Consider the following 25,549-nt stretch of genomic DNA (forward strand, 5'->3'; position numbering starts at 1 on the left):
ATGACCCAACCTACCAAATAAATGGAGCGCTCCCTCTCTTATGCCCAGAGTCAGCCGAGAACACCTGGATGCCCGCCGCCAGCAGATCGTCGACGCGGCGCGCACATGTTTCGCCGAACAGGGTTTCGCCGGGACCTCGATGACCGACATCATCACCGAGTCCGGCCTGTCCAACGGCGCTATCTACCGCTACTTCACCAGCAAGGACCAGATCGTCATCGCGGTCTGCGAACAGGCGAGCAGCGCGTTCCCGAGCGCACTCACCCCAGAGGCCGTCACCACCTTCCTCGAACACGTGCGAACCCTGGCCAGGGAAACGGGCCACGCCAAACTGACCGCACAGATCATGGCCGAGGCAGCCCTCTCCCCCGCTCTCTCCACGATCGTCCAAGACCAACTGACGGCCCTGCGCAACGCCGTCATCAACCTCCTGCCCCAGGACGACATCCAGGACCCCGACCAGATCGCCGAAGCATTCGTAGCCATCTGCAGCGGCTACAACCAGCAACTGGCCATCCGCGGCGACCTCGACCCCACCCCCTTCACCAACGCACTGCTGGCAATCCTCGACCGGCGAAGACCAGAACAACACTGCTGATCCGAGACAACGGAACCTGAACCTGGATTCGGCTCGAGGCGCGGCGGCGCGGCGATAAGCTGTGCGCGGAGAAAGATGAGCTGATGCCCGGTATCCACGAGGTCGGCGGACGCACACGCGACCGATGACCGACGACGAAGCACTGTGCACGCGCCGCGAGGTCGTTACGCCTCTCGCGGCGGAGTTGGAGGCTGCGGGTTTCGAGGACGCGGTGGAGGTCGGCCGCGGCGGGTTCGGCGTGGTGTACCGGTGCTGGCAGGTGATGCTGGAACGGACCGTCGCGGTGAAGGTCCTCACCGACAGTTTGGATGCCGACAGCAGGGCGCGCTTCCTTCGCGAACAGCGGGCGATGGGCCGGTTGACCGGGCATCCGAACATCGTGACCGTGCTCGAGGTCGGTTCCACCGCCGGCGGGAGCCCTTATCTGGTGATGCCGTACCACTCGGCGGATTCGCTGGAAGTGTGGATCCGCAAGCACGGACCGATCTCGCCGGAAGGCACGCTGTCGATCGGGGTGAAGATCGCCGGAGCACTCGAGAGCGCTCATCGTCTCGGTATCGTGCACCGCGACGTGAAGCCGGGAAACATCCTGCTCACCGAGTACGGTGAACCGGCGCTGACCGACTTCGGCATCGCGCACATCACCGACGGGTTCCGGACATCGGCAGGCACACTGACCGGATCACCGGCATTCACCGCGCCCGAGGTTCTCGAAGGCGGCACACCCGGCCCCGCCTCTGATGTGTACGGCCTGGGCGCCACACTGTTCTGCGCACTCACCGGCCATGCGGCGTTCGAACGCCACGATGGGGAGAACGTGATGACGCAGTTTCTCCGCATCACCACCGAGCCGATTCCGGATCTCCAGCAGAACGGTCTTCCCGACGACGTCGCGTCACTCGTTTCCACGGCGATGAGCCGCGATCCCGACGCCCGGCCCACGGCCGCGGCGTTGGGCGAGGCTCTGCGCCGGAGCCAGCAGCAGAACGGTTTTCCGGTGGACGAGATGGCGCTGCCCGCCGAGCCCGGCCGCCCGTCCGGCGACCGGACGGCTCCTGTCCCGCCGCAGCCCCCGGCAGCGCTGGGGGCGCCGGGAAGCGGCCGGGGCCGCGGCAATCTGCCGTCGGAGTTGACCAGCTTCATCAACCGGCGCAGCGAGCTGGCCGAGGTCAAGAACCTCCTGTCCTCGTCCAGACTGGTGACACTGACCGGCATCGGAGGCGTCGGGAAGACCCGCTTGGCGCTGCGTGTCGCCTCGACCCAGCAACGCGACTTCGCCGACGGAACATGGTTGGTGGAACTCGCCGACGTATCCGATCCGGCACTTCTGGTCGACGCGGTCGCAGCCGTGCTCGGCCTGCGGGATATGCCGGGCGCATCGTTGCTCGACGTGGTGATCCATTTCTCGAGCTCCCGGGAAATGCTGCTGATCTTGGACAATTGCGAGCACCTCGTGGATGCGGCAGCGAAACTGGCCGACACTTTGTTGCGCAATTGTGCGGATCTGCGGATCCTCGCCACGAGCCGCGAAGCGCTGAACATCGCCGGGGAGTCGGTGGTTCGAGTGCCGCCGTTGACGGTCCCCGACCAGAAGCCCACGCTGGCGCGGATGCCCCGGTTCGACGCGGTCACGCTGTTCACCGACCGTGCCGTCGCCGCCCTGCCGGGATTCGTGCTCGATGAGGAGAACCAATCGGCCATCGCGCAGATCTGCGCCCGCCTCGACGGCTTGCCGCTCGCGATCGAACTGGCCGCGGCTCGACTGCGTTCGATGTCCCCGACACAGATCCTGCAGCACCTGGACAACCGCTATTCGTTACTGACCCACGGAAGCCGTGCCGCACCCACCCGGCAACAAGCCTTGAGATGGTGTATCGACTGGAGCTACGGGCTGTGCACCCCGGCCGAACAACAGCTGTGGGCCCGCTTGACGATCTTCGCCGGAACCTTCGAAATCGACGCTGCCACACAGGTATCCGGTCCCCTGCACACGCTGGAGAGCGTGCTCGACGTGCTGTCCTCGCTGGTGGACAAATCGATTCTGGTCCGAGAAGAAGCCGGCGCCGTCGTGCACTTCCGAATGCTCGAAACACTGCGCGAATACGGTCGGGAGAAGCTGCAGGAATCCGGCGAATACCAGGAACTGCGGCGGCGACACCGGGATTGGTATCGAGAGCTGGTATTGGAGGCCGACGCCGAGTGGCTCAGCCGTCGGCAACCGTACTGGTTCGCTCGCCTGGATCGGGAGAAGCCGAACCTTCGCGAGGCACTCGATTCCTTCCTCTGCGACGAGTCCGCGCAGGCGGCCGACGCGGCCCTGCAAACCGCTGTCGCATTGCACGGATTCTGGTTCTTCGGCGGACTCTACGGCGAAGGCCGATCGTGGATCGAGCGCGCGCTGGCCCGTCCCGACGCCGGCCCGATACCGAACCGGGTACGCGCGCTGTGGGTCGAACTCCAACTCGCCTCCGCGCATGGCGACTTGGCTACCGCCGAAACAGCATTGGCGAAGGCACGGGTGCTCGCGGAACAGGACCCGAGCCCCACGATCCGGGCGCACATCGATCACGCCGACGGCACTTTCGCACTCCTGAGCGGCGAGGTCGACCGAGCGTGCTCGTTCCTCGACAGCGCCGTGCGCCGACTCGAATCACAGCGGGAATCCGAGCTGTATGTCAGCTGCTTGGCCTATCTCGGGTGGGTCTGTGAAATGCGCGACGACCTGGAACAGGCGAGTGAATACTTCCGGCGAATGGTGGCCGTCACCGAGCCGTCCGGCGAGCTGGCCTATCGCAGTGCCGCCCTGCGCGGAATCGGCGTGCAGGCGTGGCAGCAGGGCGATCGGGACCGTGCGCAGCAGTTGATCGAGACCGCGCTGCGCCTGAACAGCGAGTTGAACAGCCCGGTCAGCGCCTCTTTCGTGCTTCAGTCCCTGGCATGGGTGGTGGCGGATATCGATCCCGAACGGGCCGCGGTGCTGATGGGGGCAACCGACACCATGTGGCCGGCCACGAGCAGCGCCACGATCATCTCTCCGGATATGTCGCCTTTTCACCAGAGATGTGAGCAGACAGCGCGTCGCGCACTCGGTAACCGAAAATTCGGCACGGCATTCCGCCGCGGCCAGTCGATGGGTATGGCCGCCGCACTCACCTTCGCACTCGGAGACGACCGCACCACTGCGGCACCACACCCTGCCGTACATCTGACCAATCGTGAGCAGCAGGTCGCCGACCTGGTCGCCCAAGGGCTCAGCAACAAGCAGATCGCCGCGAAACTCGTGATATCCCAACGCACCGCCCAAGGCCACGTCGAACACATCCTCGCCAAGCTCGGATTCAACTCCCGCGTGCAGATCGCCGCCTGGGTGATCGAGGACACGGACAGGCAGCACACCTGAGGTGAAACATCGTTCGCCCGAGGTCAATTCGTGCGTTCGAAGGGCACGGTCCGCGGCACTCCGGCAACGCCGGGCAGTATCAGCTTCCCGTTGGTGTCGAGGTAACCCGACCGCTTCGTCGGCATCGGCAGCGCGGGGTCCGGACACGGCACGTCGGTACCGTCACCGCAGATACCCCCGTTGAAATACGAGCGCTTCAGGTGATCCGCCGGCCACGGATCGGAATGCGTGCCGATCCATTGCGCGGGCACGTTGTAGAAGAAGAAAAAGCATGCGCTGACACCGGCGAAAACCGCGAGGAACCGGGCCAGTTGCTGCCGCGCCGATCCGCCACGCAGATGATCGAGTCCGCGCTCGACGACGGTGCGTCCGTCTTCGTCGGTGAAGAACCGCAGACAACACAGGCCCGCCTGGACCGCACCCCACATCAACCCCTCGTACACGGGCCACTGGTGATAGGTGCCCGCTGCGAAGGAGACGGATCGAATCGCCCCGGGATACGTGTAGAGCCCGAACGGCAACATGAAACCCGCTTCCATGACGAAGTCGAGCACGAAGGTGAAGGCGTAGGTCACCACGATGAGCCGCAGATTGGTGATATTCGGCCAGCGCGAGGAGATCCTGCGCATGACCCAGCAGCCGAATATCGTGATCATCAGAACTCCGACCGCGTAACCGGGCGCATTGATCAACAGCGGCTCGGAAACCTGGTGGCCCGGCTGCTCGGGCGAGACCCACCCCGGAATATCCGATGACCACGACCCGCGATTGAACAGCCAGGTGTTGTAGGTGCACCAGGTGTTCAGGTAATTCAGCAGCGGGTCCTGGAAGAACATCAACCCCATCGACACCAGCAACATGCCGTCGAGGGTGATCCTGCGCTCCCGGCGCCACGGCCGGACGATGAACCACCAGATCGCCACCGGCAGGCCGATACACACCACGACGGCGTTCATCGTGAGGAAGGCCTTCATGTACATCGGCGGGCTGGTCGGCCCGCCGGGCACCCGCTGGAAGTACGGCCCGGTGATCCACCGGACCCACACATACACCTGGAGACCCAGAAGCAGCCCGCCCGCCGTCGCCCAGACCTGCACTCGCTTCACCCGCAGCCGATCCCGCGCAGCCGATCGAGCCTCGGCAGATGGCGCTGCTGAGTCGAGTTCCCCTGTCACCGAGGACTTTTCGTTCGACAGCTCGCTCATGATGCCTCCCGTATCCACATCGCTCGCACGCGCTACCGCCGCCAATATACCAACTAGTATCTGAGCATCCATCTGGTATTCGAGATGCAATATCGAAACTCGAGCCGTGGACATCGGACGCATCGGACGACTGGGATGCCGTCGTCATCGGCGGCGGGGCGGCGAGTCGCCCGACGGCTCAGCACTGTCAGTTCGATGCAATATTTCGACTCATCGCGATCACAGCCGACCAGGCGGTAGAGTGAGCCATACCACAAACCAGGACTCGAGCATGAGTGCAATCGACTCGCCGAAAACTCAACGCACCGCGATCTCAGAAGTCACATCCGAGCTGGCAGACGCCGGATTCTCCGGCGCCGAGGAGATCGGGCGCGGCGGGTTCGGCGTGGTGTACAGGTGCAACCAGGCCGCCCTGGATCGGACCGTGGCGGTCAAGGTGCTCACCGCCGAGGATGCAACGAACATGCAACGATTCGTCCGAGAGCAGCGGGCGATGGGCCGACTGACCAGGCAGCCCAATGTCCTGGGTGTGTTGCAGGTCGGTACCACCACCTCGGGGGTGCCTTATCTGGTCACGCCCTACTACCCGCACGGTTCCCTGGACGCCCGGATCCGCCGGCACGGTCCACTGTCGGCAGCCGAAGCGCTGCGAGTGGGCGTCAAGCTGGCCGCGGCCCTCGAAACCACACATCGGCTCGGCATCCTGCATCGCGACATCAAACCGAGCAACATCCTGATCACCGACTACGGTGAACCGGCCTTGACCGACTTCGGGATCGCGCGCATACCCGGCGCGTTCCACACCACCGCCGGCACGATCGTCGGGTCGCCCGCATTCACCGCGCCGGAAGTGCTGGCCGGCGAGGCACCGACGCCCGCGGCGGACGTCTACGGGCTCGGCGCCACGTTGTTCGCCGCGTTGACCGGGCACGCGGCCTTCGAGCGGCGCAACGGTGAGCAGGTGGTGGCCCAGTTTCTGCGGATCACCACCCAGCCGACGCCGAACCTGCGCGGGCAAGGCATCGACGAGGACCTCTCGCAGGTGATCGAGCACGCCATGAACCGCACCCCCGAGCAGCGGCCCTCCGCGGCGGCGCTGGGCGCGGAGCTGCAGCAGTTGGAGGCCGGACACGGGGTGGCGGTCGACGAGATCGCGGCACCCACCACGGTCCCCCCGACCACCGACCGACCGACCGCGCAGGAGCCCGATCCGCTCGGGCCACCGGTCGGCAGAAAGGGGTCCCTGCCCCACGAGCTGACGAGTTTCGTCGGCCGGCGCACCGAGTTGACCGAGACCAAGACACTGCTCGCGAGTTCCCGACTGGTGACGCTGACCGGAATCGGCGGAGTGGGCAAGACGCGTCTGGCCCTGCGCGCCGCGCTCGGGGCTCAACGAGACTTCCCCGACGGCGTGTGGCTGGTCAAACTCGGGCAGCTGCGCGACGGGGCCCTGCTGCCGGGAGTGATCGCCACCGCCATAGGGCTACGCCCGCAAGGGAAACCGGTGCTCGAGGTTCTGATCGACTACCTGGAATCGCGGCGGCTACTACTGGTGCTCGACAACTGCGAACAGATCGTCGATGCCGCGGCGCAGATCGCCGACGCGATCCTCACGGCGTGTCCGAGACTCCGGATCCTGGCCACCAGCCGCGAGGCACTGAACATCGGCGGAGAGGCAACGCTACAAGTACGGCCACTGACCGTTCCCGAAACGAATCGGGACCCATCGCTACGAGGTGCGCCCCGCTACGACGCGGTCGCTCTGTTCGTCGAACGGGCCGTCGCCGCAGTTTCGGGTTTCATGCTCACCGAGGACAACATCGCCGCCGTGGCAGAGATCTGTCGCCACCTCGACGGGCTGCCGTTGGCCATCGAATTGGCGGCGGCTCGACTGCGCACACTCGCACCCGAACAGATCCTGGCGCGGCTGACCGATCGATATGCCCTGCTGACCGGCGGCAGCCGTAGCGCGCCGAGTCGCCAGCAGACGCTGCGCTGGTGCATCGACTGGAGCTACTCGCTGTGCACACCGCCCGAACAACAGGTCTGGGCGCAATTGTCGGTATTCGCCGGTAGCGTCGAACTCGATGCCGCAGAACAGGTTTGCCGCGACAAGTTCGCGGCCGGGGGCCTACTGGACGTGCTCACCGCGTTGGTCGACAAGTCCATCCTGATTCGCGAGGAATCCGATGGTGTGGTGCGGTTCCGGTTGCTCGGGACGATCCGCGAATACGGCCGCGACAAACTCGAACACGCCGGTCGATACCTGGAATTCCAGCGCAGGCACCGGGATTGGTACCGCAAGCTCGCCGAGCGCGCCGACGCCGACTTGATCAATCCCCGCCAGCTCGGCTGGATCGCCTGCCTGCACCGCGAACAATCCAATCTCCGCGAGGCGCTGAACTTCTGCCTGACCGACACCGAAGCCGAACCGGACGCCGCACTGTCGTTCGCGGCCGCCCTGCAACCGTTCTGGCTCTCCCACGGACTGACCGGCGAGGCGAGGCACTGGCTCGACCGCGCCCTCGCCGCCGGACCGGCGACCCATACCGTGGCGCGCGCGATGGCATTGTGGCGCGCCAGCCTGATGGCCGACCTCCAGGACGATCCCAGCGCGGCGTCCGCACTGGTCACCGATGCGCGGACACTCGCCGCAACGACCGAGGACCCGATCGTGCACTCGCTCGCAGACCTCGCCCGCGGCATGCACCGGGTCTTCGCCGGCGCACCGGCCCGCGCCAGCGCACCCCTGCACAGCGCCCTCGACACGTTCACCGCGCAAGGCGACGTCTACGGGCAGATCTGGTCGCTTCTCGGACTCGTCTGGGCGCACGAATTGCAGGAGGACAGCGCAACCGCGATCGCGTACCAGGAAAGGGTCCTCGCGATCACCGAATCGTGTGGCGATTCGGTACACCGGTCATATGCCTTGTGGGTAACCGCGGTGGCCACGTGGCGCCAGGGCGACCAGGACCGCGCACTGCGACTGCTCCGGCAAGGGTTACAGCTGATCAAGGAACTGAAAGACGCGCTGATGGCCGAGATGTCCGTGGAGACACTGGCATGGATGGTGGTGTCCCAGGGCCGCGTTCGGCGGGCCGCCATGTTGCTGGGCGCCGCCCAGGCGTTGTCGCGGTCGACGGGCACGCCCCCGGTGCTGTTCCCGAGCCTGGCCGTCCACCATGAGAACTGCGAACGAGCAGCACGTGATTCGCTCGGCCGCAAAGCATTCGACACCGCCCACCGCGAAGGCGCCGCAATGGATATCGACGCCGCGATCGACTACGCCCTGGAAGTGCGACGCTGGACCACACCTCGCGGCCCGCTTCCCACGGCCGAGCTGACCCCCCGGGAGCAGGAGGTGGCCGACCTCGTCTCCCAGGGCCTGACCAACCGGGCCATCGCCGCCCACCTGAGCATCTCCCAGCGCACCGCCCAGGGACACGTCGAACACATCCTCACCAAATTCGGATTCACCTCACGCGCCCAGATCGCCGCGTGGATCGCCGAACAGGGCCGCCCCGCGCCGGTGCGCCGACCGTTCGCAGCCAGTTCCACCCGTGCCGTCATCCGAAACGGCGTACCGAGCGATGGCGCCGACGTGCGCGGAGAGTGACCCCGAAGCGGCGACCGCGCTGTCCGTCAGGCTTCCGGGATTTCGACGCCGTAGTTCTCCCGGGTGATGTCGACCGGGTCCGGGCCGGCGCGCTCGAGACGCCGATCGCGCGAACCCGGCCATCGGCGTACAGCTTCTCCAACGCCTTGTACGCCTCACCGTTGTTCAGGGTGAGGTTCGAAAGTAGCCGCATCCCTGAAACCTGCGTGCCGTGCGAGGGAGGTACTGCGATTACCTGGAAGCCCCGTGACTCCCACAGCCTTGGCCCGAGGCGTGTACTCGGATACGGACAACGGATCGATACTTCTGCGGAAAGGGTTCGACACCATGGAGAGACTGATGAATCCGGCATCTCGCAAGGGCCCTGCCGAGTCGTTCACCGGTGAGGTGTGGTTCGACCAGATCTACCGGGGCGAGGAGCCCTCGCGAGCAAGAGTGAACGCCGTGCATTTCACCCCCTGCGCTCGCACCGCCTGGCACACCCACGCCGTCGGGCAGACGTTGCACGTCACCGAGGGCATCGGCCTGGTGGCCACCCGCGACGGAAAGGTGATCGTGATGCGTCCCGGCGACACCGTCCACACCCCGCCGGGCGAATGGCATTGGCACGGCGCGACTTCCGAGAACTTCATGACCCATCTGGCGATCTGGGAGGGCGCGGGCGACCCGAACGTCCCCGAGACCACCTGGGGTGAGCAGGTCACCGACGACGAATACCGGCGCGCCGACCACCAGCGCGATCGGTCCTGACCGCACGTTTCGAAGGAGAACTCCATGGCACTCACCGAAACCGCCCGCGCCAACCACGCCGCCCTGTTCCCCGGACACGTCTCGACCCTGCGGAACACCGACCCCGAACTGATCGAGATTTTCGACAATTTCGCCTTCGACGAGGTCCTGCGCTACGGCGAGCTCGATACCCGCACCCGGCTCATGACCCAACTGGCCGCACTCATCGCCATCCCGGCGCTCGGCGAGTACCGAGTCATGCTCGGGGCGGCGCTCACCGTGGGCGTCACGCCCGTGGAAGCCAGAGAGATCGTCTACCAGGCCGTTCCCTACGTCGGCATGGGCAAGGTATTCGACTTGCTGCACGCCACCAACGACGTGCTGGCCGAGCACGGCCTCGACCTCCCCCTGCCCGGCCAGTCCACCACCTCGCCCTCGACGCGCGAGCAGGAGGGGCTGGCGGTCCAGCAACGAATCGTCGGCAAGCAGGTCGTGGACGGGATGTACGCCGCGGCAGCCGACGACGAGGTGCACATCCAGCACTACCTGTCGGCGAACTGCTTCGGCGATCACCTCACCCGCACCGGCCTGGATCTGAAAACCCGTGAACTGCTGACCTTCTCGATGCTCGCCGCGCTCGGCGGCTGCGAGGCCCAGCTACGCGGCCACGTCACGGCCAACCGCACGGTCGGCAACGACCGACCCCTGCTCCTGACCGTGCTCACTCAACTCCTCCCCTTCCTCGGCTACCCACGCACCCTCAACGCCCTACGCGTCCTCGACGACACGGCGCCCGCGGCGTGAATCGCTGTCGCTCAGGGGTAATGACAGCCCCTCCCTCGTTGGCGGCCACGGGCCCAGCGTCGGATGCGGGCACCGCCCTGGGCTACAGCGTCGCCGTGGCCGAGCCACTACCGGCGCGGTGGAAGCGCGACGGGACAGCGGCTTCCGGCTGCTCATGGCCCCGCCGGGCAAACACCACCATCGGTTGATCCGGGCTCAGGAGGGAGGCGCCTGTGGCGGGTAGGGCGTGCCGTAGGGAGCTGGATTCGGATGTTGGGGCGGCGGTCCCTGCGGCGGATACGGCGTGCCGTAAGGAGCTGGATTCGGATATTGAGCGGGCCCCTGTGATGGATACGGTGTGCCATAAGGGGCGGAGTGGACGTGGCGTTCGGTCGAGGCGATTCCGCTCACGGCGCTGACGATCAGCGCGATGAGCAAGAACGGTATCGCCGCCAGATATGCCATGCGGAAACTGGTCGCATCTGAAATCAGCTGAGCGACAACGGGTGCGATCAGCGCTGCCAGGACACCGAGCGCCGCCGTCACCGCAGCCGCGATACCTCGCCGCGCGTTGAGCCGAAGCACCAGCGCCGCGGTCACTCCGGCGGCCGCACCCGTACCGAGCCCGTCGAGCACGCGTCCCGGCAGCAGCATGGCGCTGCCGGCGGCGAGCGCGGTCAACGCGGCGCCGATGAGCATGAGCACGATCGCGGGCAGAGTCACCGCCGTCGGGAATCGTGCACCGAGCACAAATCCGAGTCCAGCAGCGGCTATCGCCGCGACCAGGTATGCGACGACGCAGGTCAACAGCACCGCTTGACCGGACATGTGGAATTCGAACTGGATCGCCGACTTTCCGTCGGTCCGGTAGACCGCGGTCAGCATGGCAAGGCCGATGATCGCGGCGAACCCGGGCCCGATCAGCGTCCACCCTGCGCGGTTGCCAGTCGGCCGTGCCTCGGTCCGTTGCGGCGGCATTACGTACATACGCATACCGTAATCGGCTGTGGCCCACCTGACCAGAATCAGGCATCACGAAAACGGTTGTGCCTGTTATCATTCCGCCCGGGTCGACCTGGACGGCGCCGTCGCTGATGCAGGCAGCATCCGCGGCAACCGATGTTCCGCACTCCGCCCTTTCCATGGCGCCCGAGCTACGTAACCGAGTAGCTCACCATGAGGCGCTTCTGCGAACGGGTCTTCCTGCTCGTCTCGATGACATCATCAGTCCGCTCGCGAACTCGGTGAGCACGTGTACGACAACGTCGAAGTCGGCGAGTTGCACCCCCCAGCGCCTTCGGTCGATTCGGTGAAGCCCGGGTGATACGCGTGCGCTCCCAGCTCGCGCGTCGGCGTCAGGAACGAAGGGTGCGCAGACCGGCGCGGATTTCGCTGACCAGGATCTCGGGCTGTTCGAAGGCTGCGAAGTGCCCGCCCTTGTCGGCCTCACCGTAGTGGATCAGATTGCTGTAGGTGTCTTCGATCCAGCTTCGCGGCAGGAGTGGGATGTCCCTCGGGAAGACGGTCACCGCGACCGGGAGCGTCAGCTTCGGGCCGGCGAAAGTGAGCGATTTGTTCTCCCAGTAGATGCGGCCGGAGGACGCCGCGCTGTTGGTGAACCAGTAGAGGGATATCGCGTCGAGCATGTCGTCCACGCCGAGGGCGTCCTCGGCGAGCCCGTGGTTGTCGGTCTTGGACTGGAACTTCTCGTAGATCCAGGCTGCCTGACCGGCGGGAGAGTCCGCCAGGGCGAATCCGACAGTCTCCGGCTTCGTGCCCTGAAGGTGGTTCGACCCACCGAGCTCGCCGGTATAGCGGGCGAGGGTCTCCACGGCGTAGCGCTGTTCGGGCGACAAGATGTCGGGTATCTCTGCGGGAAAGGCGTATTGGGTGTTCAGATGAATTCCGGCAAGCCCCTCGGGTTGCATGGCCCCGAGGGCGGTAGTGACGACGGCACCCCAATCGCCGCCTTGCGCAACCCATCTCGGGTAGCCGAGACGCTTCATCAGCTCCACCCACGCGTCTGCGATGCGCGATACGGTCCACCCGGTTTCCGTGGGCTTCTGGGAGAACCCGAACCCGGGCAGCGACGGGACGACGACGTCGAAGGAATCGGCGGCGTGTCCTCCGAACGACACCGGATCGGTCAACGGGCCGATCAGCTTCAGGAACTCGACGATCGAGCCCGGCCATCCGTGCGTGAGTATCAGCGGCATCGCGTCGGGATTCTCGGACCTGACGTGGATGAAGTGGATGTCCAGCCCATCGATCTCGGTCAGGAATTGGGGGAAGCGATTGAGTTCGGACTCCAAGCGCCGCCAGTCGTAGCCGCGTTCCCAGTAGTCGACCAGCGATCTGGCGTTCTCTACGCGAACCCCTTGCGACCAGTCGCCCACCGTTTCCGGATCCGGCCATCGAGTACGGGCCAGTCGCTGCTTCACGTCATCGATCTCCGAATCCGAGATCGAGACGGTGAACGGGCGGACAAGGGTCGAGGTCAGCGGCGTCGGTGCGGTCATTGCCTTCTCCTGAGCTTCGAAGCAGCGCAACTCTTCATTGCACACTGGTGTGCAATCTAATTCATTGCACACCAGTGTGCAACGATGGTGTCGTGCCCACCGAGTCCTCCCGTGTGCGCTCGATGAACGAGACACGCGATCGCATCCTCGACGTCGCCCTCGATGTGCTGGGCGAGAACCCCTACGCCGGAATGGGCGACATCGCCTCCGCCGCCGGCGTCGTCCGTCGCACGGTCTACGGCCATTTCCCCTCGCGCCTCGACCTGGTTCGAACACTCACCGAGCGGGCCGTCACCGAAATGACAACCGTGCTCACCGAAGTCGACGCCTCCGACACCGAAGCGGACGCGACGTGGGTCGAATTCATCACCCGCCTCTGGCCGGTGGCGCACCGGTACCGAGTGTTGTTGGCACTGCGCCGCGGCGAGTACGGCGAGGCGATCCACAGCCTGCTCGGGCCGGTCGACGAACTCCTCGCCGACCTCGTGAAACGGGGCCAGGACAGCGACGTATTCGCACAGCACCTACCAGCGGGCATTCTGAGCCAGGTTGCCTACGGCACCGTATTCGCCATCGCGGACAGCGACCTGTCGAATGGGACCCGCGGCGCCCGAGCAGCGACGATCACGAGCCTGCTGATGCTGGGAGTTCCCGAGACGCGCGCAATCGCTCTCGTGAGCGACCAGCCCTGACCCGCGGCGCTCTGACCTGCCAATCGACGAGTGGGCGCAGAGGGGATCGAACCCCCGACCGCTGGTGTGTAAAACCGCCACATATCGTCCGGCGCGTGCCGCGGCGTACACTCAGTCCAGGTCAGAGGCTATTTCGTGTCCGCCATGTGTCGCCTCGTCCATCGTGTTCGTGCCTGTCTTGGGACGCTCCAGGGACACTGTGGGATTCGAGTAATGGCATACCGACCTGCACATTCACGCTCGGCACCTCTTTACTAGCGCGACAGGGGTTCGGGTACCGGCCAGAGTGCGGTGCGGGGCGACGGCGAGTCAGCGCGGCCTTCTCCGGCACAATCATCTTTGACCGCGAGGTCCATCTGCGGGAGAAGACCCTGTGGCGGATGCTGTATGAAATCTGCGCCCGTGCAGAGGAACTGCTCCAACTCAACATCGACGACCTCGACATGGCGGGCCGGTGCACCCGGGTGAGGTGCAAAGGCGCCGAACCCGCACCCGGCGCCGCAAGCGCCACCCACCACGAACACGTCCTGGAAACGGTCTACTGGGACGCCAGCACCGCGCGGCTACTGCCCCCGGCTGATCCGCAGCCGCACCCGCGGTGGAGTCCACTTCTTCTTACTGTCGGCCCACCCTGGCGGGCACCTTGCGTCGAACCGCTTCCGCCCCAACTGAGTCAGTGTGGCCAGCGTCTGGACGTCGAATTCATCACCGATCTTGCCGTCGATCAACTCCCTCGGCTACACCGGCAGCCTGAACCTGCTGCACAAGTAGCTGAACCAGGGCCGGGGTTGGAGGCGATCGGATCAGCCTGTCTCCGCGACGACTGACCTCGCGGATCATGAGCCGACCCGAAGACCTGCCATCCAGACGGCGCGCTCACCTGTCCGAACTCGTCGATGCCTGTCGTGAGATGAGCGACTTGGCCAGCCTCGTCGGTGAATTCGCATCGATCATGAGCGAGCACCGAGGCGCAGATCTTGATGGCTGGATGAAACAGGTCCGCGAGGCCGGGCTCGTCGAGCTCGACCCGTTCCTGCGCGGCCTCAACCAGGACCACTCCGCCGCGGTTGCCGGGGTGCCCCTGCCTTACAGCAACGGCCCGACCGAGGGACTCAGCACCATAATAGTTACGTGGAATCTGATCATGCCGATCCTCTTCGGCAACCCCGGGATACGTCGCAGTAGGCGTCCACCGCTCAGCTGTGCCATCGTCATGACCCATGGTCGCCGCACACAACTGCGTGACAACCTTCGCCTCGTCCGATGTGAGAGCGGTTGCGCGCCTTCCGGGTTCGAGTTCCCGCATTCGAACGGTCAGGGCCTTCAGGTCTCGTGCGGGACCTACGGTGAGCCCGCCTGTTGTCACCAGACGACACAGCGGTTTCTGCTCCAACGCGAACCACCGATTGAACAAGTGGGCGAGCCCTCCGTCATTGGCCAGCTTGTTCACCGTGGTGTAGGCCCCGACATCCGCGCTTCGATGCTTGCCCGACACAAGTTCCATAGCATCCCCACTACATACGACCCAGTCCTCATGCCACTCGCACAGGATGTAGTCGTCGCAGGTGGGATCTAGTAGCCCCTGCTCGTCGAGGGCATCACGGTACAGCGAGAGCCCGTCTGCGGCGGCCATGGCCGCCTGCCACTCGTACAAGTCAGCCGTGGTGGCGCCAGCGTCGTCAAGCTGGACAACAGCAGCGAGGCCGTCGAGGTCATCAGCGCGAGTGGGTATCTCCCAGGGGCGAAGGACTTCCGGAGTCGCTCCCGCCCTTCCGAGCTTGCCCGCCTGGCGGCCATCAGGTCTCAGGGCTGGATCCTCCGGCGGCACCCCCACAACTTTACGGCTAATCAGCTCGCCTCGTCGGAAATGTCGAGCCGAAGGAAGTGCAACCTTCTGATCACTCCGGTCGGTTGAGTATGACTGCCTCGCAAGACATTCACTGCCTTGACAGCGGAGCACCATCGCCCCCTGAATCGCCCTGGCTGAAATCGAGACCTTAGCCAGATCCGATGCCTCATAGTCTCATTACGCCGCCAGCCGCCGACCACAGCATCGGACAGGTATCGCTGATGCCAACTGTGCACCAGAACTATCGAAAACTGTTGGGCGCCAATCTAACCCACCGAATGGCGATCGGACTGGCAGAACGCGTCGTCATCCAGTTGCTCGAGCCGTGGTGGCTCACTATCTGGGCGTAGCCAGCGGTCTGACAGCCCACCCACCGACTGCGGCATACTGCCGTCACTACGGTCTCACACGCACCGTGCACCTCGCAGTCGAGTTCAGGATCGGTGGGCCCAACTGCACGAGACAAGGGACCGTCGATCGACGTCACAGTTCGCGGACACAGACAGAGAGTCGCTGTTACAGCTCCAGTTCGCTGAGCGCGGTGATGTGATGCCGAGTCAAGCACTGCCCGTTTCGACCAGTGCTTGCCGGTAGTCGAGCAGGTGGAATCTGCCATATTCGCCCGACATGCCGACTTCAGGACTCCTAGCGCCCTGCGGACAGAATGTTCCACCGGACTCCTGGGTTCTCGACAAGCGACCGTCAGGAGTGTTCCATTGAGAGGCATTGGATCTACGCTCGGCCACACAGCGCAAGCATCGATCACAACGAGGGACGCGCCCGTGCACCATGACATCTCCTGCCCAACTTGCAGCAGCTCAGACTCGGTCCAGAGTATTCCAGCGCTGAATTCTGCTGGTGTGTCAACGCTTTCGGGCACCGACTACTTCTCTGGCATCGGCTTCAGCTCGAGTGGTGTGGTCCCCGTACTCGGCACTGCAGTCACCGAACGCACCCAGACCACCCAACTGGCTGCTGCGACACGATATACCCCACCGTTGGTGTCGACGGCACGTCCAATGGTTCTGGGCTTGCTGATGACGGTTCCAGCCCTCGTCGTATTAATCACGATGGTGAGTTACCTTTTCGCCCACCCCGGCGTGGAGCACCCCACCGTCACCGACACGATCACCGGCATCGTGTTCGGTTCGGCTTTTGTCCTCGCGGTCGCCAGTCCTGCCGTCATAGCGTTCGGGCTCGTCCGCAGTCGTGTGCGCCGCAACAGCCTGATCTCCCGAGGGCGGCCTGCGGCGTATGCGCTGTGGAGCGCTGGAATGTACTGCCACCGCTGTGGTTATTGCTACTGGCCGACTACACCGGATCCTCGCATTCCGACTCGCCAGTCGTTATCCACGAGCCAATTCCGATGGGCCGTATGGAATGCCGGAGGCTACGCCCATGTCTGAGGCTCCGTCACCGAGCCGCTCACGCCGGCGGCAACATCGATTAAGTCGTGGCCGACAATTCACCGCCCAAACCAAACGGTCCAATCCTGACTGGTGCCGACGCTGGACAGCGTGACCGAGTTAGGTCAGCGTGATCCACGTTGCGAGAAAATCAGTCGGGCCTCTCACGGGCGGGCATCGTCCCCTTCCGCGCCCCGTGTCCGAGCTCCCTTGTGCGGCCAGTCTCCCCTAACGGATCCGAGTCCTCGGACTCATGTACGCCCGACGCGCCGACCTGTTCCGAGTCTGTATCAGGTTGCGAGTTGCCGGTTTTGGCCGCTTCCGTCCTGCCGGACGCGGAGACCAGCTGTCGCGCACGTTTCGTGCTGATTTCGAGCAGCTCGGCGATCTCGTTGTCAGTGTGGCCTTGTTCTTGAATTGCAGCTGCTGCCGCTGCCTGGGCCTGTTCGTGGTCGGCGATCTCGTTCGCGGCACCGACGGTGACATCCTGGATCCTGCGTTTGAGGTCATCGATGTCGGTGTCACGGCGCTGTTGCACGAGCCCGATGGCGTGCCACGCGTTGATGTAGTCCCGCACTGCGGCAGTGACGATCTTTTCCCGTTCACGCACCGCGGCTCGGTGGTCCAGGGCTCTGCGGCGTGAGCGTTGCAGGCGTGCGGCCACTTCCGGGGATGACCCGCGACGTACTCGCGCGGCGCGGGGGCGGCGATTTTCGTCCATGACGATCTCCTGACACGTGTGAAACCGGTCAGTCCCTCGCACTCACTACCATACCTGGCGCCGCTGGCCTGAGGGCATTGCGCGGACAGCTTTCTCGATTCCGCTGAGTAGCAGCAGCGTTCTGCCGCCTGATCGAGGGGTTCTGGCTGGCCGCCGCGGCGTCCGGACATAGACGGCTTCCAAGCGAAGTCGATCGTCCCGCCTGCTCAGCGCGCCCGCACATCCGTCAAATTCGCACCGGCGCCAGAAGCCACCTCCTGTACCGAGAAAGGAGACATCCGTGACTTGTGAGTGTGAACCGTCAGCCCTCGGCGACATGCATGATCTGTTCGGCACATCGAATCCATGGTGAACACTGTGTTCGCGCAGCGAGAGTGTATGGAGGATGAGATCCGCCAAGCACAGGAACGTCACCCTGCGACGCGGGATCTGTTGTGGCACAGCGATGGGTTGTGTGTGCCGACTCATCGGGTGATGTCGACCGAGTTCGTGTATCGCAGCCATGTGCGTGAGTTGCTCGAACGTGTTGCCGCAGGGTCCGATCCCCGGCCGGGCACCGCGGCCGAAGTTGCCGCGGCGATGATGACCACCAGCCTCGCCGCGCCGCTCAACAGCACTGGCGTGGGGTTGCATCTGCGGATGTGGCGGAAGGCCAGTTTTCCTCCGCTCGGTGACTCGACGCGCGATTACTACGAAGATGCCGTCGGCCCGCTGATCGACGATGCTGAGACCACGACTCGTCGCAAGCTGGCAGTCGCTGCCCGCAGGCTGGGCATCATCAGCTGCAGCGGGCACCACGACCCGGACTGCCAATTCACCGCTCTCGGCCATTGAACGCTCACGCGTCGCACTCAGCTCGGGCGCTGGCTTCACTCTGACCCGCTTCCGCGGCGTGGCCGCCGCGTGCTTTCGAATGTTGTTGGCGCCGTGACGGATTCCTTCGTCGCGGCGTTCGTCGTTTCTGTACCCGTTTCAGGAGGCGATCCTCATGCCCTATCTGTCGGTGTCTCTCGCGCCGCCGTGCGCGCTATGCGGATCCCGAACTGCCGGTGTCCGTCACGACACTGCTGAAAACGAAATAGCCTGTACCGCATGCCTTTCCAGGATGTCATGGTGTGACCGGTGCCGGGCACCGAGCAGTGCACTGGTCGCGACCTCCGATTCGGGGCACTGGTGCGGTGCCTGTGTGGCCGGGGTCGCGACATGCGCGCATTGTGGCCGCTACAGCGACAACCAAGTCCCTGCGGTCGGCGCGGTCACGGTGTGCGCGGTATGCGCACACCGCCATTTCGAGCGGTGTAACATCTGCGCCCTGTGGGCATCGGCGACCCGCTACGTGTCCGGCGGGCGACGCGTCTGCCAGGGTTGCGCGGCCGGATTCGTCGCGTGTGAGGCGTGCGGCACGCTGCTGCCGGACTACAGCGTCTGCGACGCCTGTCAGTCGGGTGCGGAGGTATGGAACTACAGCTACAAACCCGATCCCCGATTCCACGGCGAGGGGCCGCTGTATCTGGGGATGGAGCTGGAGATCATTGTCTCCCAGCGTCATCGATATCGGGCAGTGTCCGCGGTGGCCGACGCGGTCGGGCGTTTGGCGTATCTGAAGAACGATTCCTCGATCGAGCCCTCGGGGTTCGAGCTGGTCACCCACCCGATGGACTACACCTTCGCGATGCGCGAGTTCCCGTGGGCGTTGCTGGGCGAGCTGTCAGCACTGGGTTGTGTGTCCGATCGGCGGGTCGGGTTGCATGTGCATGCCTCGCGTGCTGGATTCTCCTCCCCCGCGCACATCTACCGGTGGGCGACGTTCCTGTACCGCAACGAGATCGCGGTGACCGAACTCGCGGGCCGCCGGTCTCGGTATGCGCGGTTCTCCACACAGGCGCGGACCCGGATCAAGGACACCGCCAAAGGGCAGCCCCACGGCACCGATGTGGACCGCTACCAGGCTGTCAACCCGCATCCCCGTCACACCCTCGAGGTGCGGGTGTTCGCAGGATCTCTGGATCCGGTCCGGGTGCAGGCCGCGCTGGGTTTCGTCACCGCGTCGATCGAATACACCCGCGGTCTGAGCTCGCACGACATCGCCCGCCATCACGGCTGGGACTGGCCCCGATTCACCGACTGGGTGCACACCCGCACCGGGGACTACGCGGCCCTGGCCCAGCGTCTGGGGGAGGTGAGCCTTGCGTGTGCCTCCTGAGTTTCTTCCCCGGCGGGGTGGCACCGGATCTGTCCGCTCTGGCGATCGGCGCGAGTGTCAATCGCGACGGTCACGGGTGGGCCATGCTCACCCGCACGCGGATCATCACCGGGCACGGTATGAACGCCGACGAGGTGCTCGCCGAATTCGCACGCGCCCGAGACGAACACCCGCACGGGCCCGCGGTATTTCATTCCCGGTGGGCCACCCGCGGGATCATCACCGTCGGCAACTGCCACCCCTTCGCGTTAGGCCGCGATGAGCGAACCTGGCTGGCGCACAACGGAACCCTGCCCCAGCGCGTGCATCCAGGCCCTTACGATCCGCGGTCGGATACCCGGATCGCTGCCGAGGACTTTCTTCCCGCTCAGCCGTTCGGGTCGGTTGATACCCGACGCGGATTCCGGGGTCTGGAATCCTGGCTCGGCCGTAGCAAACTCGTGCTGCTGACCATCGACCCCGCCTACGCCCATCGCTCGTACATGTTCAACGAGCACCTCGGGACCTGGGAGTCGGGAATCTGGTACTCCAACACCAGCTACCAGGCCCGCCAGCCCACGCTGTGGCGCGGGCCGTGCCGGTACTGCCGCACCCGAGGCCCCGGACCCGGGAGCCGGTATTGCGGCCGGTGTGGCTGGTGCTTCGTGTGCCTGGCCGACTTCGCCGAATGCGACTGCTACGCACAGCATTCGCGCCGCCGCTCACGCGCCTTCGGGCCAAGCGCGCTCATCCAGCCCCGACTGCCTTGAGTCCGGCCTGATCCGCGGGCCTCCGGTCCGGTCGTGCGCCGATCGACCCGTTCGCACTGTTGACCACGGCCCCGTACCCGAGCTGTCTCGGGTGGCGGGGCCGTGGTCATTCCCCTTTGGAAGGAAGGCGATCCGTCATGCCCGTGTCCGCTGATGTGCAGTGCCGCGGTTGTCCTGCCGTGCTGCCCGATGATCCATCCCATTCAGGCTGGTGCCAGGACTGCGGCAGTTGGCGGGTATGTGAGGAGTGCGAGCGGCCGACCGAGGACCTCTACACCACCGTCAGCTGCACCGAACTGTGCGAGGACTGCTGCGCGGGCTACTCGTTGTGTGATCGCTGCGACCGGTACGACGAGACCACCTACACCCTCGACAACGACGACATCGTGTGCGACGGCTGCTCCACTCATTACGACGAATGCGGCAACTGCTACAGCCTACTCGCAGACAGGCACACCAACTGCCAATCCTGCGGCCACGCAAACGGATCCGACGACCGGATCCACGACTACTACTACAAACCCGCACCCCGATTCCACGGTCGCGGGCCGGTATTCCTCGGGTTCGAACTCGAGATCAAAACCCCTCCCCGGGTCCTGAGCGCGTGCGTTGATCTGGCCCTGGATCAGCTCGGTGGCCTGGGCTATCTGAAGGAAGACTCCTCGATCGGGTGCGGGTTCGAACTCGTCACCCACCCCATGGACTACACGTACGCGTTCGAACGATTCCCCTGGAGTCTGCTACCTGCTCTGGCCGGCGAGGGGGCGTACACCGACCGTCACGTCGGATTGCATGTGCACGTGTCCCGGGCCGGGTTCTGCTCCCCCGTGCACGCGTATCGCTGGTTCAAGCTGCTGTATCGCAACCAGGCTCGCGCCACGGTGCTCGCGCGCCGGGATCCGTCCTCATGGGCCAGTTTCGACCTCCGAGCCCGCTCGCACACCGCCGACATCGTCAAGGGCGACCGCGGGTTCGGACGCTTTCAGGCGATCAACGCCGAGCCCGAGCACACCTACGAGGTGCGGATCTTCGCCAGTTCCCTACGCCCGCAGCAGGTTCAGGCCGCGCTCGGGTTCGTCGACGCCACCGTCGAGTACACCCGCACCCTCACCAGCGGCGATATCGCGCGCCGCCGTGGCTGGGAATGGACCGCGTTCACCGCGTGGCTGCGCACCCGCCCCGACTACGCCCCGCTGCTGATCGAACTGGAGGACCTGGCATGTGCATCCTGACCTACCTCACCCCCGGCGCCGCACCCGACCTCGACGCCCTGCTCGGCGGGGCGCTGGCCAACCCGCACGGCCACGGCTACGCCGTCATCGCCGGGCACCGCATCCTGGTCGGTCACGGCCTGGACCCGCGGGCAATGATCAGCGAATTCGCTGCTGTGCGTGCCGAACACCCCGAGGGTGCGGCGTTGTTTCATTCCCGGCTGGCCACCCACGGCACCATCGACCCGGCCAACACTCACCCGTTCCTTGTGGGCGGAGACGAGCGAACGGTCATCGCGCACAACGGAATCCTGCCCGACAGCATGCACCCCGTGCCCGGGGACCTGCGATCGGATACCCGCATCGCCGCCGAGGAATTCCTGCCGCGCCAACCGTTCGGGTCGCTGGACTCCGACACCGGCCGCGGCCTGCTCGAACGATGGCTCGGAACCGACAAAATGGTGCTGCTCACCGTCGATCCGGCCTACCAGCAGTCCGCGTACCTGTTCAACGAACGCTCCGGCTACTGGTCCGATGCGGGGATCTGGTACTCGAACCTGTCCTACCGCACCCCGCCTGTGCTGTACGGCAGCGATTACAGCATCGAGGACGAGGTGTACTGCCTGGACTGCGGCGAATACGACCCCGAACGCCCCGGCGCACACTGCACGTACTGCGGATTCTGCGCCGAGTGCTTGCGCACCTTCCCGCACTGCGAATGCCGCGACGTGCGCGGCCGTGACCGGTACGCCGACCTGGATGAACACCTCACCGCCTGACCCACCCATCGACGCGCACAGCACCGCTCCTGCAGGAGCGCGCGCATCGCTCGTGCACTTCGTTCACCGACAGGAGCACCCCTGTGCAGTCGATCGACACCACCGAGGCACACGATCCGGCGCGGCGTCGTGCGTGGGCACTGCTGTCCCGCGTCTGGCTGTCTTCGCCGGGAATGGTTGCCGAACTCGTGAATACCCACGGCCCTGTCGCTGCGGCGGACCGCATCGTGAGCGGGGTGATCGATGCCCGTTACGGCCCGCGGGATTGGGAGCGCGCCGAGAACGACTTGTTCCGGACCGCGGTGATGGGGGGCCGTTTGCTCACTCGCGACGACCCGGCCTGGCCCGCGCGCCTGACCGACCTCGACCTCCTTGGCGCGGATGTTCACGCTCCGATCGCGTTGTGGGTCCGTGGTCGCGAGCAGCCGGACCTGTTCGCGTCCAGCATGATCGCGGTCGTCGGGGCCCGTGCCGCGACCGGCTACGGCGAGCATGTCACCTACGACTTCGCCGGGGGGCTGGCCCGCCGGGGCTGGACGGTCCTGAGCGGTGCCGGGTTCGGGATCGATGCGGCCGCCCACACCGCGGCCCTGAGCGCGGATGCTGCGACAGTCGCGGTGCTGGCGTGCGGGCTCGATCGCCCGTATCCGGCCGCGCACGAGCGACTGTTGGGCCGGATCGTGGAGACCGGGCTGGTGATCTCGGAATACCCGCCCGGCACTCCGCCGGTGAAATCCCAGTTCCTGGCAAGGAATCGGATCCTCGCGGCGCTCTCGGCCGGGGTGCTGGTATGTGAGGCCGGGCTGCGCAGCAGCACCACCAATACCGTGGGCTGGGCCACCCGACTGGGACGTCCGGTCACCGCAGTACCCGGCCCGATCACCTCGGCCGGGTCCGCGGGCTGTCACGACATGATCCGCACCAGCCGGGCCCGACTGGTCACCAACATCGAGCAGATCCTGGATGCGATCCCCGGCTGAGGACCGCGGGGCTCGCTGTCCCTGTGCGTGAATTCGCCCAAGCCCCTGTCGGTCTCGGGTCTCGGCTCCACCGGCTGTCCAGGTCATCGACAACACCGCGGTCCTCACTGCCGTAGCTACTCCGCCTCGTTCCGGCGGTCTGGGCCGTCGCGGTCCCGGGCCCGTGTCACAGCCGCTTCCCCTCGTCGCCTGACAGCGCCCCTGCCTGTTCGCCCTGCGAAACCGGCAGGGGCGCTGTTGTCCGTACTCCCTTGTCCTGAAAGGCGATTGCTCATGCCTTCTGCACCGGCCATGGTGCGTTGCTCGGCGTGCTCGACTGCCCTGCCGCCCGAGGATCCGCCCACCGACCACCCGCTGTGCGCCACCTGCACCCAGACCCCGTGGTGCGACGGCTGCTCACAGCCTGCGACCGAACAGCATCTGACCGTGCAGGACGGGGTGCTGTGCGGCGACTGCATCACCGCCTGGTCGCTGTGTGGGCGCTGTGACCGCTACACCCACGACCCCCAGGACACCGTCGGGGACGGGCCTGTGTGCGATGGCTGCGCCACGGACTACTCCCGCTGCACCGACTGCTGGCTCCTGGCGCAAGAACTTCGACAGCTGGACAACGACACCAGCGTATGTGCGGAGTGCGCCTTGGACTACCGCGCCTGCGACGAGTGCGATCAGCTCATCGTCGGCTACGCCGACTACTGCTCGGACTGCACCCCCAGCAGCAGTGACCACGTCCACGACTACAGCTACAAACCCACCCCGCTGTTCCACGGGACCGGACCCGTGTTCCTGGGCCTAGAACTCGAACTCAAAACCTCCGGCGCGGACTGCCAGGACTGCGCCCTCATCGCCACCAGGAAATTGGGGCGCCTCGGATACCTCAAGGACGACGGCTCGATCGGGTACGGGCGCGGGTTCGAGATGGTCACCCACCCCATGTCCTACCGATACGCGATCGAGCAGTTCCCGTGGGATCTGCTTCCCCAGCTAGAGGAGCGCGGCGCGTACATCGACGGGGATGTCGGGATCCATGTGCACGTCTCCCGCGCAGGATTCGCATCGCCGGTGCACGTGTATCGGTGGATGAAGTTCTTCTACCGCAACGAATCCCACATCACCGAAGTGGCGCGGCGGGCCTCGGACGAGTGGGCCGCGTTCGCGCCCCAGGCGCGAGCGGGGATCGTGGATTTCGCCAAGGGCAACGACGACTACGGGCTCGGGAACGGCGGCCGCTATCAGGCGATCAACACCCTGCCCGAGCACACCTTCGAGGTGCGGATCTTCGCCAGTTCCCTTATCCCGCAGCAGGTTCAAGCCGCCCTCGCGCTCATCGCCGCATCGGTCGAGTACACCCGCACCCTCACCAGCACCGACATCACCCGCCGCCACGGCTGGGAATGGACCGCATTCGTCACCTGGCTGCGCGCCCACCCCGATTACGCGCCGCTGCTGGCCGAACTGGAGGACCTGGCATGTGCATCCTGACCTTCTACAAACCCGGCATCACCCCCGACCTCGACGCCCTTGCTGCCGGGGCCGATGTCAACCCGGACGGGCACGGCTACGCCGTCATCGCCGAGGACCGGATCCTTACCGGTCACGGCCTGGACCCCGACGAGGTGATCGACGAATTCGCTGCCGTGCGTGCACGATTCCCGCACACTCCGGCGTTGTTCCATTCCCGGCTGGCCACCCACGGACACATCGGCACCGACAACTGTCACCCCTTCCACGTCGGTGGTGACGAGCGAACGGTACTGGCGCACAACGGGGTACTGCCCGCGACGGTGCAACCCCTCAACGGTGATCTGCGCTCGGACACCCGGATCGCGGCCGAAGATTTCCTCCCGCGTCAACCGTTCGGGCCGCTGGACTCGTGGGTCGGGCGTAGCGGGCTCGAAACCTGGTTACGCACCGACAAAATGGTGCTACTCACCCTCGACCCGACCTACCGGCACACCGCCTACATCTTCAACGAACACCTCGGGCACCACAGCGACGACGGGATCTGGTACTCCAACACCACCTACCAGTGGACCCTGAAATCCCACTGGCACAGCGCATCCGGACCGAACCTCCTGGACGAGGCGTACTGCGGGTTGTGCGGCGACT

General features: G+C 65.6%; 21 protein-coding genes. 15 read left to right on the top strand and 6 right to left on the bottom strand.

Going from position 1 to position 25,549, the window contains the following annotated elements:
• The first annotated feature begins 40 nt into the window (after positions 1-40).
• Both K7711_RS49480 and K7711_RS44195 read left to right on the top strand, forming a co-directional pair.
• Positions 41-598 carry a TetR/AcrR family transcriptional regulator gene (locus tag K7711_RS49480; RefSeq protein WP_372460262.1) on the top strand — a complete coding sequence of 186 codons (558 nt, stop codon included), beginning with the start codon at positions 41-43 and terminating at the stop codon, positions 596-598.
• A gap of 124 nt (positions 599-722) precedes the next feature.
• Positions 723-3,998 carry a protein kinase domain-containing protein gene (locus K7711_RS44195; RefSeq protein WP_222978650.1) on the top strand — a complete coding sequence of 1,092 codons (3,276 nt, stop codon included), beginning with the start codon at positions 723-725 and terminating at the stop codon, positions 3,996-3,998.
• A 23-nt stretch (positions 3,999-4,021) separates the two neighbouring features.
• Here K7711_RS44195 and K7711_RS44200 read toward each other — a convergent pair whose 3' ends face one another.
• A complete protein-coding gene (locus tag K7711_RS44200) occupies positions 4,022-5,203 on the bottom strand; it encodes a spirocyclase AveC family protein (RefSeq protein WP_222978652.1) in 1,182 nt (393 codons plus the stop codon).
• A 271-nt stretch (positions 5,204-5,474) separates the two neighbouring features.
• Here K7711_RS44200 and K7711_RS44205 point away from each other — a divergent pair, with 271 nt between their 5' ends.
• From K7711_RS44205 to K7711_RS44215, 3 genes are all read left to right on the top strand, one after another.
• Complete coding sequence (locus K7711_RS44205) at positions 5,475-8,819, top strand: protein kinase domain-containing protein (protein WP_222978655.1); 3,345 nt, start codon at positions 5,475-5,477, stop codon at positions 8,817-8,819.
• A 339-nt stretch (positions 8,820-9,158) separates the two neighbouring features.
• On the top strand, positions 9,159-9,569 hold the full coding sequence (locus K7711_RS44210) for a (R)-mandelonitrile lyase (RefSeq protein ID WP_235748747.1): 411 nt from the start codon (positions 9,159-9,161) through the stop codon (positions 9,567-9,569).
• Between the two features lie 24 nt (positions 9,570-9,593).
• Positions 9,594-10,352: a carboxymuconolactone decarboxylase family protein gene (locus K7711_RS44215; protein ID WP_222978668.1), complete on the top strand. Its 759-nt coding sequence runs from the start codon at positions 9,594-9,596 to the stop codon at positions 10,350-10,352.
• A 195-nt stretch (positions 10,353-10,547) separates the two neighbouring features.
• Here the strand turns inward: K7711_RS44215 and K7711_RS44220 are convergent, their stop codons facing one another.
• Complete coding sequence (locus tag K7711_RS44220; protein WP_222978669.1) at positions 10,548-11,324, bottom strand: hypothetical protein; 777 nt, start codon at positions 11,322-11,324, stop codon at positions 10,548-10,550.
• A 362-nt stretch (positions 11,325-11,686) separates the two neighbouring features.
• On the bottom strand, positions 11,687-12,850 hold the full coding sequence (locus K7711_RS44225; RefSeq protein WP_222978670.1) for an epoxide hydrolase family protein: 1,164 nt from the start codon (positions 12,848-12,850) through the stop codon (positions 11,687-11,689).
• A 92-nt stretch (positions 12,851-12,942) separates the two neighbouring features.
• Between K7711_RS44225 and K7711_RS44230 the strand changes: the two genes are divergently transcribed.
• Positions 12,943-13,542: a TetR/AcrR family transcriptional regulator gene (locus tag K7711_RS44230; protein ID WP_222978671.1), complete on the top strand. Its 600-nt coding sequence runs from the start codon at positions 12,943-12,945 to the stop codon at positions 13,540-13,542.
• A gap of 563 nt (positions 13,543-14,105) precedes the next feature.
• On the opposite strand, the gene K7711_RS49485 is transcribed toward K7711_RS44230, so the two are convergent.
• A complete protein-coding gene (locus K7711_RS49485) occupies positions 14,106-14,270 on the bottom strand; it encodes a PIN-like domain-containing protein (RefSeq protein ID WP_222978672.1) in 165 nt (54 codons plus the stop codon).
• Complete coding sequence (locus K7711_RS44240; RefSeq protein WP_222978673.1) at positions 14,267-15,370, bottom strand: DUF4297 domain-containing protein; 1,104 nt, start codon at positions 15,368-15,370, stop codon at positions 14,267-14,269. The genes K7711_RS49485 and K7711_RS44240 overlap by 4 nt, the downstream gene beginning before the upstream one ends.
• A gap of 881 nt (positions 15,371-16,251) precedes the next feature.
• Between K7711_RS44240 and K7711_RS44245 the strand changes: the two genes are divergently transcribed.
• The gene (locus tag K7711_RS44245) at positions 16,252-16,797 is read left to right on the top strand and encodes a hypothetical protein (protein ID WP_222978677.1); all 546 of its coding nucleotides are present in this window, start codon (positions 16,252-16,254) and stop codon (positions 16,795-16,797) included.
• A 151-nt stretch (positions 16,798-16,948) separates the two neighbouring features.
• Here the strand turns inward: K7711_RS44245 and K7711_RS44250 are convergent, their stop codons facing one another.
• The gene (locus K7711_RS44250) at positions 16,949-17,518 is read right to left on the bottom strand and encodes a hypothetical protein (RefSeq protein ID WP_222978678.1); all 570 of its coding nucleotides are present in this window, start codon (positions 17,516-17,518) and stop codon (positions 16,949-16,951) included.
• Between the two features lie 504 nt (positions 17,519-18,022).
• Here K7711_RS44250 and K7711_RS44255 point away from each other — a divergent pair.
• From K7711_RS44255 to K7711_RS44290, 8 genes are all read left to right on the top strand, one after another.
• Positions 18,023-18,352, top strand: a complete 330-nt coding sequence (locus tag K7711_RS44255; protein ID WP_222978679.1) for a hypothetical protein — start codon at positions 18,023-18,025, stop codon at positions 18,350-18,352.
• 352 nt (positions 18,353-18,704) lie between these two features.
• Positions 18,705-19,721, top strand: a complete 1,017-nt coding sequence (locus K7711_RS44260) for a hypothetical protein (protein ID WP_235748748.1) — start codon at positions 18,705-18,707, stop codon at positions 19,719-19,721.
• Positions 19,709-20,470 (top strand): class II glutamine amidotransferase, encoded by a 762-nt coding sequence (locus K7711_RS44265; protein ID WP_222978680.1) that lies wholly within the window; start codon positions 19,709-19,711, stop codon positions 20,468-20,470. Before K7711_RS44260 ends, K7711_RS44265 begins: the two co-directional genes overlap by 13 nt.
• Positions 20,471-20,607: 137 nt before the next feature.
• Positions 20,608-21,702 (top strand): hypothetical protein, encoded by a 1,095-nt coding sequence (locus tag K7711_RS44270; protein ID WP_235748749.1) that lies wholly within the window; start codon positions 20,608-20,610, stop codon positions 21,700-21,702.
• The gene (locus K7711_RS44275; RefSeq protein WP_222978681.1) at positions 21,690-22,460 is read left to right on the top strand and encodes a class II glutamine amidotransferase domain-containing protein; all 771 of its coding nucleotides are present in this window, start codon (positions 21,690-21,692) and stop codon (positions 22,458-22,460) included. Before K7711_RS44270 ends, K7711_RS44275 begins: the two co-directional genes overlap by 13 nt.
• 83 nt (positions 22,461-22,543) lie before the next feature.
• Positions 22,544-23,440, top strand: a complete 897-nt coding sequence (gene dprA, locus K7711_RS44280) for a DNA-processing protein DprA (protein ID WP_308015212.1) — start codon at positions 22,544-22,546, stop codon at positions 23,438-23,440.
• A 273-nt stretch (positions 23,441-23,713) separates the two neighbouring features.
• Entirely contained in the window at positions 23,714-24,922 is a 1,209-nt protein-coding gene (locus tag K7711_RS44285) for an amidoligase family protein (protein ID WP_235748750.1), read from the top strand.
• The coding region (locus K7711_RS44290; protein WP_222978683.1) for a class II glutamine amidotransferase domain-containing protein at positions 24,910-25,549 on the top strand (640 nt) is incomplete at its 3' end. The genes K7711_RS44285 and K7711_RS44290, both read left to right, overlap by 13 nt.

This window comes from Nocardia coffeae, assembly GCF_019890715.1.
Lineage (GTDB): Bacteria > Actinomycetota > Actinomycetes > Mycobacteriales > Mycobacteriaceae > Nocardia > Nocardia jiangxiensis.